This window comes from uncultured Pontibacter sp. (assembly GCF_947492645.1).
GTDB lineage: Bacteria > Bacteroidota > Bacteroidia > Cytophagales > Hymenobacteraceae > Pontibacter.
Map to the genome: position 1 here is coordinate 1 of NZ_CANLMZ010000001.1, position 26,177 is coordinate 26,177.

Consider the following 26,177-nt stretch of genomic DNA (forward strand, 5'->3'; position numbering starts at 1 on the left):
CCAGGATCAAACTCTCCATTGTAAAAAACTTTACTGCAGCCCGAAGGCTGCAAAATGTGTCTGTCCGATCCCGGCCTTCTTTTGGCTCCCGAAGGAGCCGGCGCGGGTGGCATCGCTGCCCGCCCCGCGCGGATTACCTATCTTGTCTTATTTTCTTTTTGTCTCAACAATCTCTCAAAGAACTTGCCGGAGAGCTACTCTCTCCGCCTGACACGCTGCCGTGTGATACTCTCTTTTCAATTTCCCGTCAGAGCCGTTCGCTCTTTTGCGGGGTGCAAAGGTCGGAAACACTTTCCGAATTCGCAACAATTTATTTCAGTATTTTTTTCTATTTCCCAAAGCTTTCCCCGGGGCTTCTCTTCGAAGCGGGCTGCAAAGGTAAGAAACATTTCCCAATCCGTTGCAAGCTTTTCTCAGGAAATTTTCCGAAGCTTTTCAGCCTCCTTCCAACTTTCGGCCCTCGTTCAGAACCGGGATGCAAAGGTAATAACTCTTACCGAATCCGCAACACCCAAGGGTGAAAAAATTTCAAAGTTTTTCTCGGAAGAAATCTGCCTCTGCAGCAGCCACGGGGCTTTTTCCAGCGCCTTTTCTCTCTTCCAACTCCCCCGTTCCTGCCGAACCGGGATGCAAAAGTAGAAAAGAGTTTTATAAAGTCAATAGCCGCCACGCAAAATAGTTTGCCAAATAGCTTAACCGATTGATTTTGAAGCCTATTATTTTCTCACTCTTTTAATCAGCTCCCCGCTGGAGCTATACTCCTTTTACAAAGCCGTAAGTTGCTAACTTTTGACATAGCATTATAGTTCATTTCAACTCTTCTTTTTCTTATCTCTCCTTTAGATCACTACTATACTATACTATACTATACTATACTATACTATACTATACTATACAGCCTTTTCTTTCGTCTTAACCTCTGCTATGTTATCCGCATAGTCTTGCAGGTAACTGTACAACTCAGTTAGCTTACCGGCTCTGGCAATAGTACCGCGTTCAAGTACTCCGTCTTTATCACCATTAAACAGGTGAGGGAATACATTGTCTATTAGGTGTCGGCCAAAATCACGGGAAGCACTCCTGGGTAATTCGCAAGGCAGGTTATCTACAGCCATTACAGTAATATTGCTTTTGCTGCTATAAGCTTCTTCTAACTCTCCAGTCTCCGGATTATAATCATAGGCCGGTTCGGTAATAGTGGTTGCCCGCTTTGTCGTCGGTATAGACCCATCCACATCGCAGGTAATGTCTGCAATGGTATCTATTTTAAAATCTAGTTTCCGCGTATCTTCTTCTGTGAATAGCTTAGGTGCACTTGGGTTCCAGTAAGCGCAGGCCATTAGCAGGTCGGTTACTTTTGTAAACTTGCGGAAGGTACTCTGATACAGCTCTGGGTGTGCATAAAAATCCGGCGAATCCCATACTTCCACATCTGGCCGGCTGTTGTAGTCGCCAGAATGGAGTTGTGCATACACCGGCTCAGTAAACTGCTTATATAAGTAGTCAAATACACTTACTTTTCGAATTCCCATTTTATCAAGCACTTCCATCGCCCCTCCGGCTACTCTCCCGCCGCCTGTTACGGCAATCTTTATTGGCGGCAGCTTCACCTTGAAGTATTCCTCCTGCATATCCTCCATTTCGTGGCATAAGTAAGCGGGCTTCAGGTTAAATAACTTATGCTTTTTGCCATAGGTTAGCATACCATTGTAGGCGCCTACTATACCAGCATAGCGGCCAAACGCAACAATACGCTGTCCTTCTGATGTCGTTAATGTTTCATAATCAATCAGGGTGATGTTCTTATCAAGTATGGCCTTTAGCAGCTTCGCATTGTGAGGTTGCTTCTTAATAGTATGCGAAAAGAAAAAGTAGGTTTTGTTTGGGATCAGTTGCTCAACAGGAACCTCTTTTATACCCATCAGGATATCACAATCACTCAGATCTTCCTGCAGCGGAATTTGCAGCTCTTTATACTCTGCATCAGTAAAGCATCGGATATCACTTGGCTGCACTACAATTTCCATCTCCGGGAATTCCTGTAAGGCCTCCACACATTTTTTAGGGGTTAACGGAACGCGTTTATCAACAGGCACCTTTCCTTCTTTTATGATTCCGATTTTAAGCTTGCTCATGAATTATATATTCTTGAATTGTTAAGCAATAAGATTTGTTACGATCAAGTAAAAGATAAGCGGCATTAGTAGTAATAGTAAAGCCTGGTTTAAGGCTTACACTATTATATATAGTGTAAGCTTTTTAAGACCTAACTATTTAGTCTTGATGCTTCAATATAATAAACATTTACTATTACTTTGCAGAAAATAAAAGATCAACATGTGTTGTTAATCTTTTTCAATGCTAAACTCATTATTCCCAGTCAATAGATCATCGTTATGATATTCAAAACTAAACCTGCAGACGTGTTCAAGGAGCGCCATAACGGCCCTGACAAAGAGCAGATGCAGGACATGCTAAAGACCATCGGGGTAGACTCGCTGGACCAACTGATTGAGGAGACCGTACCGGCCGCCATTCGCCTTAAAAATCCGTTAAACTTGCCTGCAGCACTTACCGAAACTGAGTTCCTGAACCAGTTCTCGCAGATCGCGAAGCAGAACAAAGTATACAAGTCGTATATCGGCTTGGGTTATAATGATACTATAATGCCACCGGTTATACTTCGTAATATTATGGAGAACCCGGGTTGGTATACTGCTTATACGCCTTACCAGGCTGAGATCGCACAGGGCCGTTTAGAGGCGCTGATCAATTACCAGACAATGGTAATGGACCTGACCGGTATGGAAATTGCCAACGCTTCGTTGCTGGATGAAGGTACTGCAGCTGCTGAGGCCATGGGTATGTTCTATGCTAACCGTAAAGGTGCCCGCAAAGCTGCTAACCGCTTCTTTGTATCGGAGCTGGTGCTCCCACAAACTATAGATATACTTTCTTCGCGCGCTATTCCGATCGGCATTGAGCTGGTTATAGGTGATCACCGTGAGGTTGATTTTGCGGACGAGACATTGTTTGGTGCTTTGGTACAGTACCCTGCTGCCGACGGTGCCATTTTTGATTATACAGACTTTATAGCAAAAGCGCACGAACAGGAAATGTTCGTAGCTGTTGCTGCCGATATCCTTTCGCTTACTTTATTAACACCTCCGGGTGAGATGGGTGCTGATGCTGTAGTTGGTACTACCCAGCGTTTTGGTGTGCCAATGGGCTTTGGTGGTCCGCATGCAGCTTACTTTGCTACAAAAGATACTTTCAAGCGTGTTATTCCAGGCCGTATCATCGGTATTTCGGTGGATGCAGCCGGCAACAAGGCGTACCGCATGGCCCTGCAGACTCGTGAGCAGCACATCCGCCGTGAAAAAGCTACTTCTAATATCTGTACGGCTCAGGTATTACTGGCTGTTATTGCCGGTATGTATACCGTGTACCATGGCCCACGTCGCCTGAAGTATATCGGTTTGAATACACACGCTTTAGCGCAGCAACTGGAGAAAGGCCTGAAAGCATTAGGCTTTGAGCAGCAGAACGAGCAGTATTTCGATACGCTGAAGATAGCTGTTGAAAGCGCCGACATGCAGCAAGCTATCCGTACAGAGGCTGAAGCAGCAGGTATCAACTTCCGTTACTTCGGAGAGAATAACATTGGTATCTCACTTCACCAGAACACCAACCTGGCAGATGTAAAAGCTATACTTGCTGTGTTTGCGAAAGTGGCTGGTAAGTCTGCTGACGTATTAACTGTAGATACCTTACCGGAAGAAACGGATGTAACCTGGGCTGACGGCCTGATCCGTAAGAGTGAGTACCTGACGCACGAAGTGTTTAACAAGCATCACTCTGAGCACGAGATTCTGCGCTATATGAAATACCTAGAGAACAAAGATATTTCTTTGGTTCACTCGATGATCTCCCTGGGTTCTTGTACCATGAAGCTGAACGCAACTGCCGAGATGATCCCGGTTACATGGCCAGAGATAGGTCAGCTGCATCCATTTGCTCCTGCTGATCAGACGAAAGGTTATGCCCAGATTTTTAAAGACTTGGAAGCATGGTTGTGTGAGATCACGCGTTTCGATGCGGTTTCGTTGCAGCCTAACTCAGGTGCACAGGGCGAGTACGCCGGTCTGATGGTTATCCGTGCTTACCACGAATCGCGCGGCGATCATCACCGTAACGTAGCGCTTATTCCATCTTCTGCACATGGCACTAATCCGGCATCTGCGGTAATGGCCGGTATGAAGGTTGTTATAGTTAAGTGCGATGAGAAAGGTAACATTGATGTAGCTGACCTGCGCGCGAAAGCTGAGCAGTATAAGAATGAGCTGTCTTGCTTAATGGTGACCTACCCATCTACACACGGTGTATATGAGGAGTCTATCATCGAGATCTGCCAGGTAATACATGACAACGGTGGCCGTGTTTACATGGACGGTGCCAACATGAACGCTCAGGTAGGCTTAACTTCGCCGGCACACATTGGCGCTGACGTTTGCCACTTGAACCTGCACAAGACGTTCTGTATCCCTCACGGTGGCGGTGGTCCTGGCATGGGCCCTATCGGTGTGGTAAAAGATCTTGCTCCATTCCTGCCTGGCCACGCTGTAGTTGACCTGGGTCGTAACGAGGCTATCAACGCTATATCTGCTGCGCCTTGGGGTTCAGCGTCTATCCTGCCTATTTCTTATGCTTACATTGCTATGATGGGCGGCGATGGCTTGACTGAAGCTACGAAGGTGGCTATCCTGAACGCGAACTATATCAAAGCTCGCTTAGAGAAGCACTACCCTGTACTTTATGTTGGTGCTAACGGCCGTTGCGCGCACGAGATGATTCTGGATTGCCGTGAGTTCAAGAAGTATGGCATAGAGGTAGAAGATATCGCGAAGCGTTTGATGGACTATGGTTTCCATGCGCCAACTGTATCGTTTCCGGTAGCGGGTACTTTGATGGTAGAGCCTACGGAATCTGAAGCACAGGAAGAACTGGACCGATTCTGCGAAGTGATGATCTCGATACGTGAAGAGATTCGTGAGATCGAAGCTGGCAAAGCAGACCAGAAGAACAATGTGCTGAAGAATGCGCCACACACGCAGAAAGTAGTGCTGGTAGAGAACTGGGAAAAACCTTACTCTCGTGAGAAAGCCGTGTTCCCAATGGCGTTCCTGCGCGACAATAAAGTATGGCCAACAGTTAGCCGAATCGACAGCGCGTACGGCGACCGTAACCTGGTTTGCTCTTGCGCTCCGATTGAAGCTTACAATGAGAATGGAAATGAGATGGTAGCTATAGGCTAACCTATCTCATCACTTATACTTTAAGAAAGCCTGGCCACATGGTCAGGCTTTCTTATTTACTTAGATTCAAGCTCATTATACTTGCACCACTACAGAGCAAAACTCTCCTGATATACAGCTTTAATCTGAGCTGATAAGTCTATAAACTATACTTAACGTTTATAAGATTGTACTGCCACACAGCCATCGCCAGACAAACAATTTAATTAATCCTTCAATTAAAAAATAAAATACAGCAAAAATTACAAGCTGCAAAAGTTATACTCTAGCATCAACAAAACCAGCTTTAACAAGCATTAAAACAAGCCACACCTATTATAGTACAATACACGACCTTTAATTTAGCATTTTACACAGTATGCATTAAACTAAATATATAACGCTTGCTATGTAATTACACTTCTATTTTATACCTTTGTGCCGTCAAAACAACAACCTGAACAAAATCAATATTTGTTATGAAAAAATTGCTAACTGCAGCACTTACATTAGTTATTCTACTTTCCATAGCTACGCAGTCGTCAGCACAGGTTGCAACGTTCAATAGTTTATCGCTTCACTTTTCTAACACCATACTTACAACTGCTCAGTACCACCAGGTATTAAAAGGCTCTCAGGCAAAAAACGCTGATCAGGAGGAGTACGCTGTAGAAACAAAACAGCATTTGGGCGCATTACCTGCCACAGGTTATGTATTTGGCGATAATACTGCTGCTAGACCAATGGATATCCTGGCTACGCCTACATCAGTAGAGGAGCCTATGGCAGTTGCGCTAGAAAAATGGGTAACAAAAGAACTAGCTCTACAAGAGCCTAAACGCCGCAACAAGCGCTAACTGCCTTTCCTTGCTATACTAAACAAACTCCAGTCCGTTGTTTAGCCGTAAACTCTCTTGATAGCGTATAGCTACCCAATGAGAAATCTACAGCAAAACCATGGCTCTACTTTCACACTTACCATCTAGCAGCTTTAAGCAATCGGTTATACTTCTGGCTATACTTCTTTGCACAGGCTGCACCCCAACCGTAAACGTACAATCTCTCTTCGACCCTACTGCAAACTTCAAAGTATACCAAACTTTTACCTGGCATCCTGCCGAAGTACCCGCACCTAAACAAGGAAGCGGAGGTGATTTGTACAGTACCTTGCTAGACCAGCGTATAAAAGAGGCTATTGCCAGCGAAATGGTAAAAAAAGGCATTAAACCAAGTGCAGAGAGTCCAGGTTTATTGGTTGCATATGATATCGCCATTGACACACCAAAAGATGCACCCACCGCCAACACGATAGAGCCAGGCTTTGGTTATGGGTATAGTTACTGGTATGGCTATAGGTTTAGGTACAGCGGCGATGGTTTAGATGATTTCAGGAGCATCGGAACATACACACCTGGCTCGCTTGTGATTGACCTGATAGACCCTAACACAAACCAGGTAGTATGGCGTGGCGCTTTTGATGCGGAAATTGACCCCGTTACAATAGACGTAAGCAAACTTAACAGGGCGGTTGCAAGCATCATGGCACAGTTTCCGCCAGTTCCTAGCACAGTTCGTTAAGTTTTACCTGCCTATAAAGTATAGCTTAAATTAACTCCACCATAGTAGTTGCGTTTCGGGGCCGGCTGGTAAAAGCGACTTCCAAATGCATTCAGGTCGTTACCAAGGCTATACTTTACATCTGTCAGGTTATCCACTCCGCCAAAAACCTCCAACTTTAGCTTACTGCCTAGAGTCCTTCTGATTCCCGCACGGGTGCCAAGTATGAAATATTGGTCGGCAAAAGCAGTATTCTCGTCGTTTAGGGGCAACGCATCCACATAATTAGAAGTCAGGTTAAAGTATACCCCAAGCTTTGTGCCTACGTCTACACCTGCTGCTGCTACGTGAGGGGCCACACCTGTCAGTTTGTTACCAGATAGATCGTCTTCATCTTTCTGGTAATCTTTAAAGCGGAAATGGCTGTAAGTATAGCTACCCCATACTTTAACGGAACTAAGCTGCTGCTCTGGCTGCTCCCATAAAGTATAAGCTGTATTCGCCTCAATACCTTTTTGGCTCGTAGAGCCCACATTCCTGAAAACAGCCACACTCGATACATCCTGCCTGCTTACAATTGTTTCTTTCAGTCTGAAGTAAAAGCCCACTACATCGAAACTAAGTTTGCCTGCAAATCCGCGTAGACCAACCTCGTAGTTTGTGCCTCTTTCAGCCTCCAGGTCTTCGTTTAATGTGCCGTCGGATGTCAGGATCTCTTCTTCTGTGGGAGGAGAGAAACCGGAGCTGATACTGGCATGTGCTGAAATTTTAGGAGTAATACGTTTAAGCAAGGCTACTCTCGGAGAAAGCACGGCTTCAAAGTCGCGGTTATACTTGTAGTTGCCGCTGCTGATTTGCTGCAGCCGGGTAATTTCATACTTTGTGTCGTTCAGGCTAAGCGCAGTTGTGGCAATAATAGCGCCGGGCAACTCAAACTCAGCCTGTGCAAACACAAATCCTGCTTTTGCCACCACTTCATCATCGGTACGCAAATCTCCGGGAGTACCTCCGTTGTTATCGTAGGTGCGAGCCACTTCAAATCCTCTTTGGAATTCTGCTCCCAGCGTAAAAGTGGCATTTATACTTCCAAGAATGGCATCGTAGGCAAAGCTGCTGCGCGCGCCTACTTCCTGGTTTGTGTTGCGTTCGTAATCGGTGTTGAAGGGATTGTCTTTAAACTTGTGCAGTACGTAGATGCTAGTCGTGTTGCGCAGCTTGTCATTAAATCTATACTCCTGCTTTAAACCAACGTTTATGCCCTCCAAGTCGATAGAGGCATTTTGCAGCACACTACCAAACTGCCCGCCACGTGCTTGCCGTGGGTTATCATTATACTGCTCCAGCGTCAGGCCACCGGGTAGCTCGTAGTATAAATCAGAATAAACGAGATTGGCAGTAATGGTACGTTTTTCGGAAGGCGTAAACTTCGAAGAGATAAGCAGCACATCGCGGTCTACGGCTGATTGTTCGCGGTAACCATCGTACTGTTGTTTGGAGTACTGTACTAGTGTACTGCTGTTTTCAGCGCCTATACTTGCGGTGGCCGTATACTTCCTGAACCCAAACGAACCGGTTGTTGCACCAAGCTGCAGCGAAGTTTCTCCGGGTGCAGCTCTGCGTGGCTCAAGTAGAATAGTTCCGCCTGTACCTGCACCATATATACTTGCAGTTGGTCCTTTCAGCACTTCTATACTTCCAATATTAGCAGCATCAATCAGATTAAGTGCCGTAGTACCGTTGGCCTCGGTAAAAGGGATGCCATCAAAGTATACTTTCACATTCCGGATGCCATACGGCGAGCGCAGGGAGCTGCCCCTGATGGAGAGCCTGTAACTGGCAGGGGCACGTTCTTCCATACGTACGCCTGGTACCGTGTTTACAGCCCTTACCAACGAGCTTTCATCAAACCGATCTACACTTGACCTGTCTAGTATACTAATAGCGCCTGCTGTTTGCAGCAACGGCCTGTTGCTTTCGTAGCCGGTTATTACCACTTCCTGTAAACGGGCGGCATCAGGTTGCAGCAAAATTTTTACTTCTTCTCCGGCTGCGGGTGCACTTAAACGCTGCGCCTTGTACCCGATCAGGCTAACCACCATGCTTTTTGTTGCAGGCGTTGTAGTTAAACTAAAGTAGCCATTTAAGTTTGATAGGGCCTGCGCACCTGTGTTGGCGGTTACTGTTGCACCCTCCAGGGGCAGGTTCGAGTTTGCATCCAGTACGTAACCGGATAAAATATTCTGTGCCGTTGCTAGCTGCGGCAGGCATAGCAGGAAAGTATAAACAAGAAATCTAAGCTTCATAAAGTAGGGTGATAATGCTCTGAAAACGCAACAGCAACGTTAAAGTTTACTTGCATAACAGAGATTCTGCTAATGTGCTTTCAGAAACAAAACAGCAGGGCTGTTGGTAAAACAATAAACCGGAAGCATTTTAAGCATCTAAACAAGTATAAACTAGAACACAAACTATGAAAACAGCAACTCTGGCAATTATTTCCTGCCTAGCCTTCACTTCTGCCTCTGTACTGGCTCAAGATACTAAAAAGCCCATTTCTGCTACCATGGAGGGCAATATCTTTAAGCCAACCAAAGTGCCTGCCACCGCTGAGCGCGTAGGCCAGCTAAAAGTGCCTACAGGCTTCACTATAACTAAATTTGCCGAAAACCTGAACAAGCCCCGCATGCTGGCTGTGCACACCGATGGCACCGTGTATGTAACAGACCGTGATAAAGGTACTGTTACAATGCTGCGCGACACAAATAAAGACGGCAAATCTGACCAGCAAAAAGTAGTAGCCACCAAAGACAAAATGCACGGCATCGCCCTGCGCGATAATAAAGCTTATCTGGTAACTGTAAATGAAATTTATACTGCTGATATAAACAAGGACGGTACGCTGGGCCAGCTTAAAATGATAGCAGATAAACTGCCGGATGGCGGGCAGCATGCAAACCGCACCATAGAGTTTGGCCCTGATGGCATGCTGTATGTATCGGTGGGCAGCACTTGTAACGCCTGCGAAGAAACCAGCAAAGAAAGCGCTACCATACTGCAAATGAAGCCCGATGGATCTGGGCGTCGTGTGTATGCTAAAGGCTTACGCAACACCATCGGCTTTGACTGGCACCCACAAACAAAAGAATTCTGGGGATTTGACCACGGCATAGACTGGCTTGGAGACGATGTGCACGAAGAAGAACTAAATAAACTGGAGGACGGCGGAGATTATGGCTGGCCTTATGTATATGAAAACGGAAAAGCTAATTTAGCTGACGAACCACCAATGGGCATGAGTTGGGAAGAGTATGCTAAGAAAACAAAATTCCCCGCTTTAACTTACACAGCTCACAGCGCCCCGCTAGATATGATTTTTTACAAAGGCTCTCAGTTTCCGAAGGAGTTCCAGGGAGATGCAATTGTTACTCTGCACGGCTCCTGGAACCGCAAAGAGCCTTCCGGCTACAAGGTGGTGCGGGTACGGTTCGAAAACGGAAAGCCAGCTAAAGTAGAAGATTTGGTTACAGGATTTTTACTTAACGGAAATAAAGAGCAGTTTGGGCGTGTTGTTGGTTTGGCACACCACCAGGATGGCTCCATACTTATCTCTGACGATGACAATGGTGTAGTATACCGCCTGGCATATACCGGCAAAAAATAAAGTATAAAGTATGGCCGGCAGTAATTTCTGTTGGCCATACTTTATACTTACTGATATTGTGTAAAGTAAAAAAGCTCCGGCAGAAACTGCGGAGCCTTTCCAAACTATGAAAGCTAATGAGAATCTTTATATCAATTATTTGATAATCTTGAATTCAGTTCGGCGGTTAAGCTGATGCTCTTCTTCAGAACAAGATACGCCATCGGCGCAGCCATTAACCAACCTCGACTTGCCGTAACCTTTAGCAGTTAACCTGTTTCTGTCTATACCCTGCGATACCAGGTAATCTACGGCAGCCTGCGCTCTGCGCTCTGATAGCACTAAATTGTAGTTTGCGCTTTCGCGGCTATCCGTATGCGAGCTCATTTCTATTTTAACCTCCGGGTTATTTTTCAATACAGTTACCAGTTTATCCAACTCCCTGGCTGCATCTCTGCGGATGTCCCACTTGTCCAGGTCATAATAGATATTCTCCAGCACTATTGCTTTTTCCAGCTCATTTTTATCAAACAGCATGGCAATTTGTACTGTATCGCCGGCAGTTGCTGGTATTTCTGCTACTTTTTCCTGTGTCAGGTAGCCGGCCTTAGTGCCCTTCATCATGAAGCTATCACCAACGCGGCCATCCATAAAATACTGCCCCTTCTCATCAGTAGTAACCACCACCGATTTATTTAGGTTCTTTTGGTCTACAACAATTTTTGTGTTTGGCAGCGGTACTTCTATATTTCTCTTCTGGGTATTCTGTTTGCGCTCCAGCGTGATAAGCTCTATTACTACAGGGCGCTGCAGCATTTTAAAAGAATAGATGTCTTCGGTTCCGTTTGCAGCATCGCGGTTTGAAGAAAACAATCCTTCCTCGCCGGCTTTTGTGAACATGATGCCGTAGTCGTTCTTAGCCGAGTTGATAGGCGCGCCCACGTTTTTCACTTCTGTCCAGGCTGCGTGTGTGCCTTTTGCCTCAAATACATCAAGACCGCCAAAACCTGCATGCCCATCTGACGCAAAGTATAATTTACCATCTGCACTAACATAAGGGAAGCTTTCGCGACCAGTTGTATTGATAGCAGGGCCTGCATTTACTGGTTTGCCCCAGCTGCCATCGGCTTGCTTAATGCTGTAGAAAATGTCTGTGTTGCCTACTGTGCCCTCCATATCAGAGGCAAAGTATAAAACCTGCCCGTCCGGGGAGATGGCCGGGTGGCCAACAGAGTACTCCTCCACTTTATTGTAAGCAAAAGGCTGAATGTTAGCCCAGGTCTGGCCTTGTCTCTCTGCCGTAAAAATCTCCAGTCTGTTTACAAACTCTTTTATACTTGGTTCTTTTATCCAGCTGGTCGGGTCGGCGTTAGTGCTGGTTTTAGGCACCATCTGTGTTCTGGTAAAGTATAAAGTCTTGCCATCCTCTGCCGCCGATGCCGTAGCGTTGTGGTAGTTAGAGTTGATAACCTCCTCTAGCGCCTTAGGGCTTCCCCAGTTTCCGGCGGCATCCTGCTGGGCTGTAAACAGTTGCAGGTAAGGGCGGCCGGTCCAGCCGTATACTTCAGGTCTTTTGCTGCTTGTCTGCAGGCCTCTGTCCGAGGTGAAAATTAACTGTTTGCCATGCAGGGCCGGGCTGAAATCAGAAAAGCCTGGTATGTTTATACTTGCCAAAGGCGCTACTTCTGCCACAGCGGGCTTACGGGCCCAAAGCAAAGCAATGTCGCATGCAGCAACCAGTTCCTGTGCCGCGGCTTCTCTATCAGGCATCTCTTCTGCCCAAAGCATGTATTGCTCTTTTGCTTCTTCATACTTGCCGTTGCTGCGCAATGCCTCCGCATAAAAGTATAGATTCATCGGCTCACGGCCTTGCATGCGCACTACCTTCTCGTACCATTGCTCTGCTTTTTGGCTTTGGCGTGTAAGGCGGTAAGCATCTGCCATTCGCTGCGTGGTTTGCAGGTCTGGCTGTTTTTTCTGCACAGCTACTTGGTAGTTCTCCAGGGCAAGGGCAAATTCGTAATTCTCGTACTGTTTATTTGCTTTTCGCAGCTCTGTTTGCGCCTGAGCAGTTACTGTGCTCAAACTCATCATGGCCGCTAGTACAAAATATAAGGGTGTATATTTATAGTTCATCGTGTATAGGGCTTATGATTAAAAATATTGCGGCGTAATAATTCTGGTATCCTTTTTCTTGAAGAAGTAATAACCTACTGAAACCTCATGGGTGTTTAAGCCTTTCAGGTCGTTCAGCATTTTATCGTAGGCATAGCCCAACCGCAGCGATTTGCTTATCTGCAGCTCTGCAATCAGGGCTACAGCGGTACGGTTGTTTGTATACTTCATATCTGTTTTGCTGTTGAAGATGTTCATACTTGTGCGGTAAGAGCTGCCGAGCCACAACTTGTCTCCCAGCAATACAAAGGCGTTCAGGTCCACGTTGGCCGGAGCTTTGAAATCTTCTTTGATCAGCACGCTTGGCTTAATTTTCACGAAGCTGCCCAGATCAAACACGTAGCCTGTAGTAAAGTAATAGTGGCGCTCTGGCTCAATGTACTCCATGTCTTTAAACTGCAGCAGGTCCGAGGCCGATAAGCCGGCATAGAAACGCTGCGTATGAAAGTATGCTCCTACTTTTACATCTGGTTTTATACTTGTCTCTTTGCCAACCGGTATGGTCGGGTCATCTTCAATACCTAGTTTTGTACCATCTAAAGTGTGTTGTACCAAACCAGGGGCAAGTCCCAGGCTAAAGATTCCGTTTTCGCTTACCTGCAGTTTTACAGCAAAGTTTGCATAGGCTGATAAGGTAGACTGTGCCCCGATCTTGTCGCGTGTTAGCCCTAAGCCTATACCCAGCCTGTTGTTGGCGGCAATACCATCCACAGCAAGCGATTGTGTGGCAGGCGCTCCCTCTATACCTGTCCATTGCGAACGGTGGAAGGCATTTAAGTTAAGCACGCCTTTGCTACCCGTATAAGCCGGGTTTATGTTCATGCTGTTAAAAATATATTGCGAGTACTGTGGGTTTTGCTGGGCACTAGCTCCAAAGGCAAGCAGTAGGGCCAGCAGGGTATAAATTAATCTCATTGTCTTTTCTTTATCTGTTGATAAGAATATTACTTAGCGGAAGATGGTTACGTAGCCGGTAAACACTTTGTCTGCTCCGTCGCACATGGTCACGCTTACTCTGTAGAAGTAGGTGCCCGGCTCCAGTTTGTTACCGTTCCAGTCGTTCTGGTAGTTGCCTTTCTTGTATACTTCAGAACCCCAGCGGTTAAAGATCACCACCTCATTCTTGGCATACTTCATTAGGTTTGCAATTACCCATGTGTCGTTTTTGCCGTCGCCGTTAGGGCTAAAGGCCTTCGGGAACTCCAGGTCACCGGCTATCAGCGATTCGTCGATCAGCAGGCTTGTAGCAGGCCCGGCACAGGTGCCTGTATTCGCCACCACACTTACCTCACCACGTGCATTTGGTGCATCCCGCTTTACAGAGACAGTTGCTGTTCCCTGGCCACTCACGATAGTGAATCCTGCCGGAACGGTCCAGGTATAACCTGTGGCTCCTGGTACAGCATCTACCGTGTACATCAATCCATTGCAAAGCGAGCTTGCATCTTTGATGGTAGCAGGTGCTGTCGGCGGGGTGGTTACAGTTACATTTAACTTGCTTGGGGCGCTTGTGCCACAGCTGTTTGTTGCTGTTACGCTAACCTCGCCACCGCTTGCCCCTGCGTTTACCGTTATACTTTGCGTGCCCTGGCCACTAACAATAGTCCAGCCTGCCGGAACGGCCCAAGTATAAGTATCGGCGCCTGTTAAAACTGCAATGCTATAGGTAAGGTTTGTTGTGTTGGCACATGTTGCCTCAGGTCCTTCTATAGTACCCGGTGTTGCCGAAACCGGCGCTGGGGCTACATCTATCGCTGCTGTTGCACCGGCCCCGCATTCGTTTGTACCAGCTACTGTGATTTGCCCTGCGCTGTTGCCAACTTCTACTTCTATCGTGCTGCTGCCCTGCCCGCTTCTTATCTTCCAGCCTTGTGGTACCGTCCAGGTATAGCCTGTGGCGCTACTTGTGCCGCTTACGCTGTAGGTAAGTACAGCCCCGAGGCAAGAACCATTGCTGCCGTTTATAGCAATCGGCTCCTGAGGGGTATTTTTTATACTTACCGCAAACACGGCGGCTGCGCTTGTGCCACAGTCATCTTTTGCAGCAACTGTTACATCTCCTGAATTTGTGCCTGCTTTAACAGTTAAGGTGCTTGTGCCCTGGCCACTTTCTATTGTCCAGCCTTGCGGTATACTCCAGGTGTACCCTGTGGCACCGCCAACTTCGGCAATAGTATAAGTAAGTGTTGTGTTTGCGCACGCTGCCGATGGGCCAGAAATATTGCCTGGTGCACCTACTGGAGTTTTGGTTGTAATAGTAACAGTTGTAGCTGCGCTGGTAAAGCACTTGTTGCTACCCTTTACGGTAAGTGTGCCACCGTTGGCTCCACTATTTACAGTTACTGTTTTGCCATCGTTCGCACCAACTATCTCTACATCGCCTGTAGCAACCCATTCGTAAGTTGCATCATCTCCCAGTCCTTCTGCTGTGTAAACTATATTGTTACTGTTTGCACAAACATTGGTATTGCCCGCTATACTTGGTGCAGGTGGCGCTGTTGTGATGTTGACTTCTTTCTCTACAGTATAAACATTGCCGCACAAGTCAGTAACACGTGCTATTACTTTACCGCTGGCATTGCCGATGGCTACTGTAATAGAGTTGGCTGTTCTGGATACTTCTGTCAGACCTCCTGTTAACTCAAAGTCATAGGTAGCGTCCTCTACTGCTGTTACAGTATAAGTTACATCAGCTGCACCGGCGCATTGTGCTTCATCTCCACTAATGGCCAGCGTTGGTGCTGTACACGTTACTTCAATTTCCTCTGTATCTGTGTTGTTGCCTGGCTTAGGGTCGTTTGTGGATGTGGTGGCAGTTACCGTGTTAAGTATTTTGCCAGAGCCTAGTATTTTAGCAGTTAACTCTAATGTAGCTGTTGCGCCGCTGGCAAGGGTGCCTATAGTATAAATACCAGTCTCTGAATCAAACGCGCCCTGGCTAACGGTAAAGCTCTGTAACGCCAGCGTGCTTGGCAGCACTTCGTTTACTACTACATTCTGTGCAGGGTAAGGCCCGTTGTTTGTAGTTACGATAGTATAGGTTACTGTGCCTCCTACTTTGTAAGGCGCACCGCTGGCTGTTTTAACCACACTCAGGTCAGCAGCTACAACCGGCACCTCAATAGGATCCTCGTCTTCGTTGTCGCCTGGGTTTGGATCTGGGTTATTGCTGCCTACTGTTACTTTATTCAGAATCTGACCGGCAGCCAGAATTTTAAAGGTAATTCTCAGCTCGGCTGTTTCATTTAAGCTTAGCTCATCAATTACCCATTCATGCCTGTCGCTGTCGTAGGTTCCTGCGCTTGCACTTTCTACTCGCACAAACTCCAAATTGGCTGGCGTTATTTCGTATACCACTACGCGTGTTGCTTTACCAGAACCTGTGTTGCTTACAGTTATAGTATAAGTAACTTCATCACCAATTTTATACTCTTTCTTGTCTGCCACCTTCTTCACATTAAGGTCGGCAATGATAATGTTTGGCAAAAAGATGTTGTTGGTATTCAGGCTAACGCCGCCGTTAAGGGAGATTGCCCTGCCAATCAGGTTTACACCAGACTCCAGCGTTATGTCGCCCCCAGAAATGATGGTGCCCTGGAAGCTTGTAGAGCTACCAAGTTTCACTTTCCCTTTTACAATCCAGAATATGTTTTTAGGTTGCGCCCCGTTCTGAAGCAGCAGGCCAGTACCTGGTGTAGGTGGGTTAGGTGACGGGGTATTTAAGTCTCCGTCAATAATGAAAATGAATGTGGAGTTCACATCTCCTCTGCCGTCCAATGCAATGATACCATCCAGGTTAACATCACCATTGCTATGGTAAACACCCGGAAAGCCCCCGTTTCTTTTGAGGCCTTCATCTGTAAAAGGCAAAGCAGATGCATTTATCCAATAATCGTAAACAGCTCTGGCGTCTTGCAAAGCTTCTGCGGCTAAAGGCAAACCGATTGTTTTAGTGCCTTTTACCAGCAATGCGCCATTGTCTGTGAAAACTCCATTTGCAGTCAGGCCTAAATCTCCTGTAACGCCTGAAGTTCCCGTGTTGCTCACATAGCTTGAGCCTAACACAGCAAAAGTGCTAGATTTGCCCAAGCCTGGTTCTGACTGCGCTATGCTAAGGGTGGTGCTGGCAATCAGAAATAGGGTTAGTAACAGTAAAATTTTATTCATATGGTGTATGTAATAGAAAATATATCCTTAATCTAATATTTATAGATTTGACTATAGATATTGAACATTTCCATTTACTTAAAACATATGATTAGGTTATCTTAAATTAGAAACTTCATATTTAATTATATAATATAACCAAAATATATAAAATAGTTTATATTTAAACTTTATTCGAGATAAAAAGCTATTTTATAACTACAATTTACAAACAGCACAATTTAATATAAGCAAATGAATATTAAGTCGTAAAAAATGCCTTAATTAAGCACTAAAACAGCAGTTTTTTGGACCAGATTTACCAGATAGGGCGCGGAGACAACAAGACAAACGAAAAAAGAGAGAAAAAGTAGTGCAATTTTAAAAAAAGAGCCCCGACACAATTAAGTGCCGGGGCTTCATTATCTTATAAAATCACAATTAAACGTGCACGTGTCTTTCGGCATGATAAGAGGAACGAACCAATGGCCCGGATTCCACATATTTAATACCACGCGACAGGCCTTCTTCTCTGTAATGATCAAATAAATCTGGGTGGATAAACTCAGCTACCTCCAGGTGCATTTTGGTTGGCTGCAGGTACTGGCCTAAGGTCAGGATATCACAGCCGTTGGCTGCAAGGTCATCCATGGCCTGGTATACTTGCTCGCGTGTTTCGCCAAGGCCCAGCATGATGCCAGTCTTGGTGCGCTTGCCATATTCTTTTGTTCTCTTTATCTGCTCCAGGCTGCGGTCATACTTAGCCTGTGGGCGCACCTGGCGGTAAAGCTCTCGTACAGTTTCCATGTTATGCGACACTACTTCCTGCCCCGGAGATATCATTGTAATCAAAGCATCCCAGTTCGCTTTCACATCCGGAATAAGGGTTTCGATGGTAGTGACAGGAGACATTTCCTTAACCAGTCTTACTGTTTCGTGCCAGATGGCAGCACCACGGTCTTTTAACTCGTCGCGGTTAACAGAGGTGATAACGGCATGCTTTACACCCATTAACTGGATAGCTTCCGCTACGCGGCGCGGCTCATCCTCATCGTACTCGTTTGGGCGGCCTGTTGCCACAGCACAAAACGAACAGCTACGCGTGCACACATTCCCTAATATCATAAAGGTAGCCGTACCTGCGCCCCAGCACTCACCCATGTTCGGGCAATTGCCGCTTTCGCAAATGGTGTGCAGCTTGTATTCGTCTACTATGCTTCTAACTTTAGCGTACTCCTTCCCTACCGGCAGCTTTACACGTAGCCAGTTAGGCTTGCGTGGTTTTCCTAAAGCGTTAAGCCCTTCGGGGGTAGCGTTGGGCTGTATAACCGGAAGTGTAATCAAATCGTCCATGGTGCAAAGATAGGATTATGCATTAAGAGTTTATAGCCATTGGCTAAGATTTGTGCAGCCACGTAAGGCGGCAGGCACGAATCCATAACAGGAGTTACACGCTTATTGTTCGGGGAGAAGTATTATTTGCGGCGCCCGTAGTATAAATTGAGGTATACCGAAGTAAACAGTTGCTCGTTCTCAGCCTGAGGAATGATGACAAGCTCTTTTGGGTAAGCCTCTACCATAAAACCAACTTCGATGCCGGCTATACTTTCGCGGTAGCGGCCATACTCAAAGCTTAAGCCAGCCTTTAGATGAGCGCCAAAGTTAACGCTTGCCTCTCCCAGCCCCTGAAAAACTGTTGCGTTGCCTTGTATGTTCTCTAGGCTGCGGTGCCTTTGCGGGTCATACTGCTCTGTGCGAACATCTTGGGAGGTTGGTGCACCGTAATTGTAGCGCACATAATAAGGTATAAGCAAGCCAAGCGAAGGACCAACAGCACCTACGGCGTTTACCTGTACACCAGACTCAGCGGCTTTACGGAAAAGCACCAGCTCGCGGCCGTAATGGGGGCGCAGCACAAATAAGTAGTTCTGCTTGCCTGCTATAAAAAGATCTCCGGTTTCGGGACTGTATAAGCGATTTTCTTTGGGGTGTTTTACCTCTACAATCTCGAGGCCACCAAATTGGTACATGCGCTCGCTCATGAAGTATACTGATCTGGCAAAAACGCCTCCTACTAATCCACCGTTAGAGTTGAAGTTAACGCCGTAGCTTAACTCGTTCTGAAAGCTTTCGCTATCTGAGGATTGCGCGGTTGCCGATAGGGCTCCCCCCAAAGCAAACACAAGTATAAGTGCAAGGTATCTTACCACCCGATATTAATTTATAGTTAGATAAAAGTAACTAAATTTACGCGGTATTCAAAAATATTAAATAAGCCATGACAACTATAAAAAGCTCTTATAAAGGCGATTTACGCACCTCTGCCACACACGTTGCCTCAGACAATACTATCATCACCGATGCGCCTGTAGATAACAACGGCAAGGGCGAGGCTTTCTCGCCGACTGACCTGGTATGCGCCGCGCTGGGTAGCTGCATGATGACCATTATGGGTATCCTTGCAAACCGCTCCGGCATTAACATAGAGGGCATGGAGATAGAAACCAAAAAGATAATGGCCGCTGAACCGCGACGTATCTCAGAAATCGTATTAAACTTTAAAATGCCTGCCCACGGCTACACCGACAAAGAAAAAGCCATGCTTGAGGCGGCGGCCCGTACTTGCCCGGTTGCGCTAAGCCTGCACCCGGACATTAAGCAAACAATAAGCTTTGTGTATTAATATAAGTATAACGGCATAGCTTAAAGTATAATTTGCTATGCCGTTATCTTTTTCTTTAGCGCATCCACGCTTATGCTTAAGTGCGAGGCATCATAAGTGCACATACCATCCTGCACCAGCAGCAACTGCGGCGATTGGTGGGTTACATGCAGCACTTCTGCCACTTCGTTAGATACCGGCCTGTAGCTTAACAGATCCAGGTAGTATGGCTTTACATGATCAAGGCCGGCCCCATTCCATTGGCGCTCCAGCCGGCTTTTGGCTGTAGAGCTGATAGAGCATGCCGTACTGTGCTTGAAGATAACAACGGGTGTTTCTTTGGACTCTTGTATAACCTCGTCCAATTGCTCTGTGCTTGTAAGCGGATGCCAATTCATATTTATAAATTCTCTTATTCTACTTTTGACTTAATTTCTGCGCTGCTTTTTCTTCTTCTTTGAGAAAAGGCGCTTCTTTACTACAGGCTCACCAGCATCGTTAAACTGGTATTGAGCCCGCTCATCTTTTTTTGCTCTTTTACGACCAACCTCACCTACCTTAAATGTATAAGTATTTACGTTCAGGTGTGTGTCTTTGTACTGCGCCTCTTCCTTGTTTGCCTCTTTCAAGAATTTTTTACGCTCATGCTTGTGGTCGTTTTCTGACTTCTGATCAATTTGCGCAAGGGCAGGTGAAGCCGCTAACACAAGTGTAACCAGTAAGCTTGATAACCACTTACAAGGCAAAACATTAACAGGAGTTACATTACACATTTTTTCAGGCTGTTTATGTATTATACTGTTTTAAAGTCTGCTTGTTATCTATGAGTTAAAACAACCTGCGCTTTTTCTGCACCCGCCCATTTTTATTCATCGGCACTTTAACCCCTTGAATGCTCTGGCTGTTTGGCCCTTTTACACTAATCTTGCTGCTTTTGCCGGGAGGCTTCGGACAACGCAAAATACCTTTATGCTGGCAGCTCCCGAGCAAAATAAACAGACTCAGTAACGGCAACAGGATCAGGGTTCTTTTTAAGCTTGAAGATTTCATAATAGGGCTGTTTTTAGATTTTAGTACGAGAGCATTGCCTCTACCTTGTCGCGCAGGCGTTGTTTTGGCAAAAACTCCTGCTCTAGTGGTGGAGCAAACGGAACGGCTGTATCAAGGCTGGCTACGCGTGCAACAGGTGCGTCCAGTAGTTCAAAGCAGTTTTCCCCAATCCAGGCAGCTATTTCGCCGCCAATGCCGCCAGTCATCGTGTCTTCGTGAAGTATAAGCACCCTTCCTGTTTTGGCTACTGCGGCGCGCACAGCCTCTTTATCCCAAGGCAACAGCGAACGCAGGTCCAGTATTTCCAGGCTTGCATCGGTTAGCTCCTGCTGTAGTTGCTTGGCCCAATGCACTCCCATCCCGTACGTTATGATGGTCAGGTCTGTTCCCTCGGCTACTGTTCTGGCCTTGCCTATCTCTATCGTATAATAATCATCCGGGATCTCCTGCGAAATAGAACGGTACAGCAGCTTATGCTCAAAATACATTACCGGGTTAGGGTCTTCTAAGGCTGCATTCAATAAGCCTTTGGCATCATACGGCGATGATGGGTATACTATTTTTAATCCTGGGGTATGGAAGAACCATGCCTCGTTGCTTTGAGAGTGGAACGGGCCGGCTGCCGTGCCTGCACCTGTTGGCATGCGCACTACCACATCGGCATTTTGGCCCCAACGGTAGTGGCTCTTAGCCAGGTTGTTCACAATCTGGCTAAAGCCTGCGCTCACAAAATCTGCGAATTGCATCTCTACCATACTTTTCTGGCCACGCACCGACATACCCAAGCCAATGCCAAGTATAGCCGACTCACAAAGCGGTGTATTGCGAACACGCTCTTTGCCAAATTTTTCTACAAAGCCTTCTGTAATTTTAAACACGCCGCCATACTCCGCAATATCCTGCCCCATCAGCACCAGCTCCGGATAACGTTCCATACTTTGGCGAAGACCATCCGAAATAGCATCTACAAAGCGGCGCTCCGTTTTAGCATCCGACGCAGGCTGTATTACTTCCTGGTCGAATGGCTTGTACATGTCATCGATTTCTTCCTGGCGGTTAGCCGCAGGCATTGGTGTTGCAAAGGCAGCCTGTAAGCCATCCTCAATTTCAGCTCTTACCTCCTCCTTTATACTTTCCATGGCTTTCTGCGTCAGCACCAGCCCATCCAGCAAGTATCGCTCAAAGTTTTCTACCGGGTCTTTTTTTGCCCACTTCTCAAACAGCTCCTGTGGCACGTATTTGGTTCCGCTGGCTTCTTCATGCCCGCGCATCCTAAAGGTCATGGCCTCTATCAGGATAGGGCGCGGGTTCTTACGGATGCTCGCCGCAGCTTGCCTTACGGTGTCGTATACTTCTATAATGTTATTGCCGTCTACCTGCAGCGCATCAATGCCATAGGCCGGGCCTTTATCTATAAACTGGTTAAACTTAAACTGCTCGTTGCTTGGCGTAGATAAACCGTAACCGTTATTCTCGATCATGAAGATAACCGGAAGCCCCCATACAGCCGCTACATTCAACGCCTCATGAAAATCTCCCTCACTTGCTCCGCCATCGCCGCTAAACACCAGCGTTACCTTTTCTTTTTTCTCTAGTAAGTCGGCTAGTGCAATACCATCAGCAACAGCCAACTGAGGGCCCAGGTGCGAGATCATACCTACAATGTGGTGCTCGTTTGTACCGAAGTGGAAAGAGCGGTCGCGGCCTTTCGTAAAGCCGGTGGTTTTACCCTGGAACTGCGCAAACAACCTGTCCAGCGGAATATTGCGGCTCGTAAAAACTCCCAGGTTGCGGTGAAGCGGCAATATATACTCGTCCTGTTCAAGCGCCAGCGTTGATCCTACGGAGATGGCCTCTTGCCCGATACCCGAAAACCACTTGCTTACTTTGCCCTGGCGCAGCAACACGAGCATGCGCTCTTCTATCATGCGGGGCTTAAGTATAGCTTTATATAAAGTTAACAGTTCGTCGTCGGTGTATTCTTTGCGATTATAGTTCATCTTAAATAAGGAAAACTTCGTTATGGTTGGGCAAGTTACTATATTAGGCATAGCAACAAAAGTTGTTGCTAATTTATACTTTTGTCTTATACTTTGACAAAGGAGCAAGTGATAAAAGATAAAGAACTGCTATAACCCCATTCCCTGACGTTAGTATACTTTAAAGTCTTTAGTCCTTTGTCTGTTTAATCTTATGTCCCAAATAAAATATGATACAGTTTAGAGAATTTACGCTGGATAATGGTTTGCGCGTAATTGTGCATGAGGACCATACATCGCCAATGGCGGTGCTGAACGTGCTGTACGACGTGGGGTCCAGAGACGAGGACGAAGCACATACAGGTTTTGCGCATTTATTTGAGCACCTAATGTTTAGCGGCTCTATTAACATACACAGCTACGACGAACCGCTGCAGCGTGTAGGCGGTGAGAATAACGCATTTACGAGCCCCGACATCACCAACTATTATTTATCAGTACCTGCCCAGAATATTGAAACAGGCTTTTGGCTGGAGTCGGATCGCATGATGGAGCTGCTCTTTAGCGAGAATGGCCTGGAGGTGCAGCGCAAGGTGGTGGTAGAGGAGTTTAAGCAAAACTACCTGAACCAGCCATACGGCGATGTGTGGCTGAAGCTGCGCCCGCTTGCATACAAAGAGCACCCGTACAAATGGGCTACTATCGGCAAGGAAATAGCACACATAGAAGATGCTACCATGGATATTGTGCGTGCCTTCTTTAAAAAGCACTACTCGCCAAGCAATGCCATACTTGTGGTAGCGGGCAACGTAACCTTTGATAAAGCCAAAGAGCTAACCGAGAAATGGTTTGGCCCTATACCAGCCGGCGAAAAGTATGTGCGCAACATTAAGCCGGAGCCAAAGCAAACCGAGCCGCGCGTGCTGGAGGTAAAAGCCGATGTGCCCCTAAGCGCAATTTATAAAGCCTACCATATGCCTAACCGCACACACCAGGATTATTATGCCGTAGATCTGATCAGCGATATACTTGGCCGTGGTAAATCAAGCAGGCTGTATGACAAGTTGGTAAAGGAGCAAAAGCTGTTCAACTCTGTTTCTGCATCAGTCTCAGGCTCTATAGAAGGAGGCCTGCTTATCATACAAGGTAAGCTGAACGAAGGTGTGAGTTTAGAGGAGGCTAATGCTGCCATTGAGGCCATTAATCAGGAAATGATGGATACTTTAGTTGAGGAGCAGGAACTGAACAAGGTAAAGAACCAGGCAGAAACAAGTTTAGTGTTCTCTGAGATTGAACTGCTAAACCGCGCCATGAACCTGGCCTATGGCAAACTGCTGGGCGATGCGAATTTTGTAAATACTGAAGGCGAAAAGATACAGGCAGTAACGCCAGCTGACATCCAGCGCTGTGCAAAACAGGTGCTTGACCCTAATAACTGCTCTACTTTGCTATACAAGGCAGAGAAAAAACAGGAAGCTGTAGAGGCATAATCATACACATACTTAATTTACTGTTAAAGGCCCGGCAATGCCGAGCCTTTAATTTTTAAAGTATAAAGCAGCAAATACCGCTTCAGAATTGCTCCAGAATCAGCCCATAGCTTTAGGTATCTTATTTTATACTTACCTACAATGAAGCTAGCAGCACTTACATTTCTACTGTTGGGCGCCACCATGGCTGCCTGCGATACCGAGGATTTGACGCCGAAGAAAGTACCCGTGGAAGTACGGCAAACGCTACTGAACATTTTCCCGAACGCATCTAACATTGAGTGGGAGAGGCAAGGCCAGAATTATGAAGCTGAGTTTTACTTAACTGCAGTAGACCATGCGGCTTTGCTTCATGCATCAGGGAACTTACTTATGTACAAGCACCAGGTAACAAACCAAAGTTTACCAGAAGCTGTAAAAACAACAATAGCCCGCAAGTACCCCAACTACAGCGTTAGCCAGGCAGAGCGGCTCGTAATAGGCACAGAAACGCTTTACCAGGTAGAGGTAAGCAAAAACGACCAATCCGAATGGTTGGTACTAAGTATAACTGGCGAAGAGAGGCCGCACTTAGCTTACTGGGACTAAACCAAAGCGATGTGCATTGATGTGCCGTGTTGCATAGTAATTCTAAGGCAGAAGGGTGGCCGGCAAGTATAAAAGAATAGGCTTATATAACAGGCTGCTTTATACTTGCCGGCCACCCTTCTGCTTTTAAGTTGCACGAACCTTTTTGGCAATACATTTGTATATACAAATAACAGTTTTAAATTTGCATCGCAATTCTGACAAGCATTATGCGCATAGAAGACGAAATACACCAAAGCAACTTTAAAGACGATTACCGCCGCTTGCTGGTAAACCTGTTGTTTACAAACAATTGGGTAAACCAGCAGGTAATGCCATTCTTTAAAAGCCTTGGCCTTACGTTGCAGCAGCATAATGTACTTGGTATTTTGCGGGGGCAGCATCCTAAACCTGTGTGCTTTGGCGAGATACAAAACCGCATGATAGACCGCAACTCTAACGTGACGCGCCTGATTGACAAGCTGATCGAAAAAGGATATGTAACCCGTGATGTCTGTGCTGCTAACCGCCGCATGATTGAAGTAAGATTAACGGATAAAGGCTTTAAAAAGCTGGAGCAGGTGGATGAAAAATTCCCGGATCTTTTTGCCAGGTTTCATAACCTTTCGCGGGAGGAGGCTGTTTTGGCCAGTAACTTGCTAGACCAGCTTAGAGGCTAGGTTATTTTTTTACTATAAATTTGTATATACAACTAATGTATAAACCTGAATTATGAAAGAAATTAAGATAAAAGGAGCATCCATACCAGCCATTGGGCTTGGCACTTTTCAGCTAGAGGATAGTATAGCGTTTAAAATAACGCAAGCGGCCATAGCAGCAGGCTACCGCCACGTGGATACAGCACAGATGTACAAAAACGAGGAAGGCGTAGGGCGCGGTATAAAAGCAGCAGATGTTCCACGTGAAGAAATTTTCCTGACAACGAAAGTATGGCGCGATAACCTGGCAAAAAAAGACTTTCTGCCATCTGTGGAGCAAAGCCTTAAAAACCTGAACACAGATTACGTGGATCTGCTGCTTATACATTGGCCTAATGCCAATGTGCCTGTGGCAGCGTACATGGAGGAGCTGATGAAAGCACAGGAAAAAGGCTATGCGAAGTACATTGGCGTGAGTAACCACCCTACTGCATTATTGGATGAGGTACTGGCCACCGGTGCTGACATCATTACAAACCAGGTAGAGTACCACCCATTGATAAACCAGCAGAAACTTTATACTTACCTGCAGCAGCACAACATTACTTTAACCGCCTATAGCCCTATAGCGCAAGGTAAAGTTCTTGGCAACCCTGTTCTTAAAAGTATAGCCAATAAGTATGGCAAAAATGAAATACAGGTAACATTGCGCTGGATGATGCAGCAGGATAACGTGCTGGCAATTCCTAGAACGTCTAAGCCGGAGCGCCTTGCATCAAATATAGATGTATTCGATTTTGAGCTGACGCAGGAGGAAGTAAACCAGATCGATCAACTTAACAAAGACAACCTGAGAGTTGTAAACCCTGCTTTTGCCCCAAACTGGGACTAACATCAATTTTGAATGATTGAAGAAGTGAGTTCATAAAAATGAATTTGCGCTTCACTAATCAATTCA

The 26,177-nt window shown here is 46.2% G+C and carries 20 protein-coding genes; 10 read left to right on the top strand and 10 right to left on the bottom strand.

Annotated features, from left to right (window positions below):
• The first annotated feature begins 54 nt into the window (after nt 1-54).
• Entirely contained in the window at nt 55-639 is a 585-nt protein-coding gene (locus Q1A23_RS00005) for a hypothetical protein (protein ID WP_299817666.1), read from the top strand.
• Between the two features lie 251 nt (nt 640-890).
• Here Q1A23_RS00005 and Q1A23_RS00010 read toward each other — a convergent pair whose 3' ends face one another.
• Nucleotides 891-2,135 (bottom strand): NAD(P)-dependent oxidoreductase, encoded by a 1,245-nt coding sequence (locus tag Q1A23_RS00010; protein ID WP_299817669.1) that lies wholly within the window; start codon nt 2,133-2,135, stop codon nt 891-893.
• 261 nt (nt 2,136-2,396) lie between these two features.
• Here Q1A23_RS00010 and gcvP point away from each other — a divergent pair, with 261 nt between their 5' ends.
• From gcvP to Q1A23_RS00025, 3 genes are all read left to right on the top strand, one after another.
• The gene (gene gcvP / locus Q1A23_RS00015) at nt 2,397-5,315 is read left to right on the top strand and encodes an aminomethyl-transferring glycine dehydrogenase (RefSeq protein ID WP_299817671.1); all 2,919 of its coding nucleotides are present in this window, start codon (nt 2,397-2,399) and stop codon (nt 5,313-5,315) included.
• Nucleotides 5,316-5,773: 458 nt separating this feature from the next.
• Nucleotides 5,774-6,151 (top strand): hypothetical protein, encoded by a 378-nt coding sequence (locus tag Q1A23_RS00020; RefSeq protein ID WP_299817674.1) that lies wholly within the window; start codon nt 5,774-5,776, stop codon nt 6,149-6,151.
• A gap of 100 nt (nt 6,152-6,251) precedes the next feature.
• Nucleotides 6,252-6,872, top strand: a complete 621-nt coding sequence (locus Q1A23_RS00025; RefSeq protein ID WP_299817677.1) for a DUF4136 domain-containing protein — start codon at nt 6,252-6,254, stop codon at nt 6,870-6,872.
• Nucleotides 6,873-6,883: 11 nt separating this feature from the next.
• On the opposite strand, the gene Q1A23_RS00030 is transcribed toward Q1A23_RS00025, so the two are convergent.
• Nucleotides 6,884-9,154, bottom strand: coding sequence for a TonB-dependent receptor (locus Q1A23_RS00030; protein WP_299817680.1), 2,271 nt, complete (start codon nt 9,152-9,154; stop codon nt 6,884-6,886).
• A gap of 167 nt (nt 9,155-9,321) precedes the next feature.
• Between Q1A23_RS00030 and Q1A23_RS00035 the strand changes: the two genes are divergently transcribed.
• A complete protein-coding gene (locus Q1A23_RS00035; RefSeq protein ID WP_299817683.1) occupies nt 9,322-10,512 on the top strand; it encodes a PQQ-dependent sugar dehydrogenase in 1,191 nt (396 codons plus the stop codon).
• A 135-nt stretch (nt 10,513-10,647) separates the two neighbouring features.
• Here Q1A23_RS00035 and Q1A23_RS00040 read toward each other — a convergent pair whose 3' ends face one another.
• The 5 genes from Q1A23_RS00040 to Q1A23_RS00060 form a co-directional block, all read right to left on the bottom strand.
• A complete protein-coding gene (locus Q1A23_RS00040) occupies nt 10,648-12,627 on the bottom strand; it encodes an OmpA family protein (protein ID WP_299817686.1) in 1,980 nt (659 codons plus the stop codon).
• An 18-nt stretch (nt 12,628-12,645) separates the two neighbouring features.
• The gene (locus Q1A23_RS00045; protein WP_299817689.1) at nt 12,646-13,581 is read right to left on the bottom strand and encodes a type IX secretion system membrane protein PorP/SprF; all 936 of its coding nucleotides are present in this window, start codon (nt 13,579-13,581) and stop codon (nt 12,646-12,648) included.
• 33 nt (nt 13,582-13,614) lie between these two features.
• Nucleotides 13,615-16,833, bottom strand: a complete 3,219-nt coding sequence (locus tag Q1A23_RS00050; protein WP_299817692.1) for an ice-binding family protein — start codon at nt 16,831-16,833, stop codon at nt 13,615-13,617.
• A gap of 420 nt (nt 16,834-17,253) precedes the next feature.
• Nucleotides 17,254-18,165, bottom strand: coding sequence for a lipoyl synthase (lipA, locus tag Q1A23_RS00055; protein WP_299817695.1), 912 nt, complete (start codon nt 18,163-18,165; stop codon nt 17,254-17,256).
• A gap of 122 nt (nt 18,166-18,287) precedes the next feature.
• Nucleotides 18,288-19,022, bottom strand: a complete 735-nt coding sequence (locus tag Q1A23_RS00060; protein WP_299817698.1) for a hypothetical protein — start codon at nt 19,020-19,022, stop codon at nt 18,288-18,290.
• A 68-nt stretch (nt 19,023-19,090) separates the two neighbouring features.
• Between Q1A23_RS00060 and Q1A23_RS00065 the strand changes: the two genes are divergently transcribed.
• Nucleotides 19,091-19,495 carry an OsmC family protein gene (locus tag Q1A23_RS00065; protein WP_299817701.1) on the top strand — a complete coding sequence of 135 codons (405 nt, stop codon included), beginning with the start codon at nt 19,091-19,093 and terminating at the stop codon, nt 19,493-19,495.
• A gap of 35 nt (nt 19,496-19,530) precedes the next feature.
• On the opposite strand, the gene ytxJ is transcribed toward Q1A23_RS00065, so the two are convergent.
• The 3 genes from ytxJ to Q1A23_RS00080 all read right to left on the bottom strand — a co-directional run bounded on the left by ytxJ (nt 19,531) and on the right by Q1A23_RS00080 (nt 22,524).
• Nucleotides 19,531-19,872 carry a bacillithiol system redox-active protein YtxJ gene (gene ytxJ / locus Q1A23_RS00070; RefSeq protein WP_299817704.1) on the bottom strand — a complete coding sequence of 114 codons (342 nt, stop codon included), beginning with the start codon at nt 19,870-19,872 and terminating at the stop codon, nt 19,531-19,533.
• A gap of 30 nt (nt 19,873-19,902) precedes the next feature.
• On the bottom strand, nt 19,903-20,247 hold the full coding sequence (locus Q1A23_RS00075; RefSeq protein WP_299817708.1) for a hypothetical protein: 345 nt from the start codon (nt 20,245-20,247) through the stop codon (nt 19,903-19,905).
• 297 nt (nt 20,248-20,544) lie between these two features.
• On the bottom strand, nt 20,545-22,524 hold the full coding sequence (locus Q1A23_RS00080) for a dehydrogenase E1 component subunit alpha/beta (RefSeq protein ID WP_299817711.1): 1,980 nt from the start codon (nt 22,522-22,524) through the stop codon (nt 20,545-20,547).
• A gap of 209 nt (nt 22,525-22,733) precedes the next feature.
• On the opposite strand from Q1A23_RS00080, the gene Q1A23_RS00085 reads away from it, so the two are divergent.
• The 4 genes from Q1A23_RS00085 (at nt 22,734) to Q1A23_RS00100 (ending at nt 26,111) form a co-directional block, all read left to right on the top strand.
• Complete coding sequence (locus Q1A23_RS00085; RefSeq protein WP_299817714.1) at nt 22,734-23,993, top strand: pitrilysin family protein; 1,260 nt, start codon at nt 22,734-22,736, stop codon at nt 23,991-23,993.
• Nucleotides 23,994-24,134: 141 nt separating this feature from the next.
• Nucleotides 24,135-24,581, top strand: coding sequence for a hypothetical protein (locus Q1A23_RS00090; RefSeq protein ID WP_299817717.1), 447 nt, complete (start codon nt 24,135-24,137; stop codon nt 24,579-24,581).
• 209 nt (nt 24,582-24,790) lie between these two features.
• Complete coding sequence (locus tag Q1A23_RS00095; protein ID WP_299817720.1) at nt 24,791-25,240, top strand: MarR family transcriptional regulator; 450 nt, start codon at nt 24,791-24,793, stop codon at nt 25,238-25,240.
• A 52-nt stretch (nt 25,241-25,292) separates the two neighbouring features.
• Complete coding sequence (locus tag Q1A23_RS00100; protein ID WP_299817723.1) at nt 25,293-26,111, top strand: aldo/keto reductase; 819 nt, start codon at nt 25,293-25,295, stop codon at nt 26,109-26,111.
• Nucleotides 26,112-26,177: the final 66 nt, after the last annotated feature.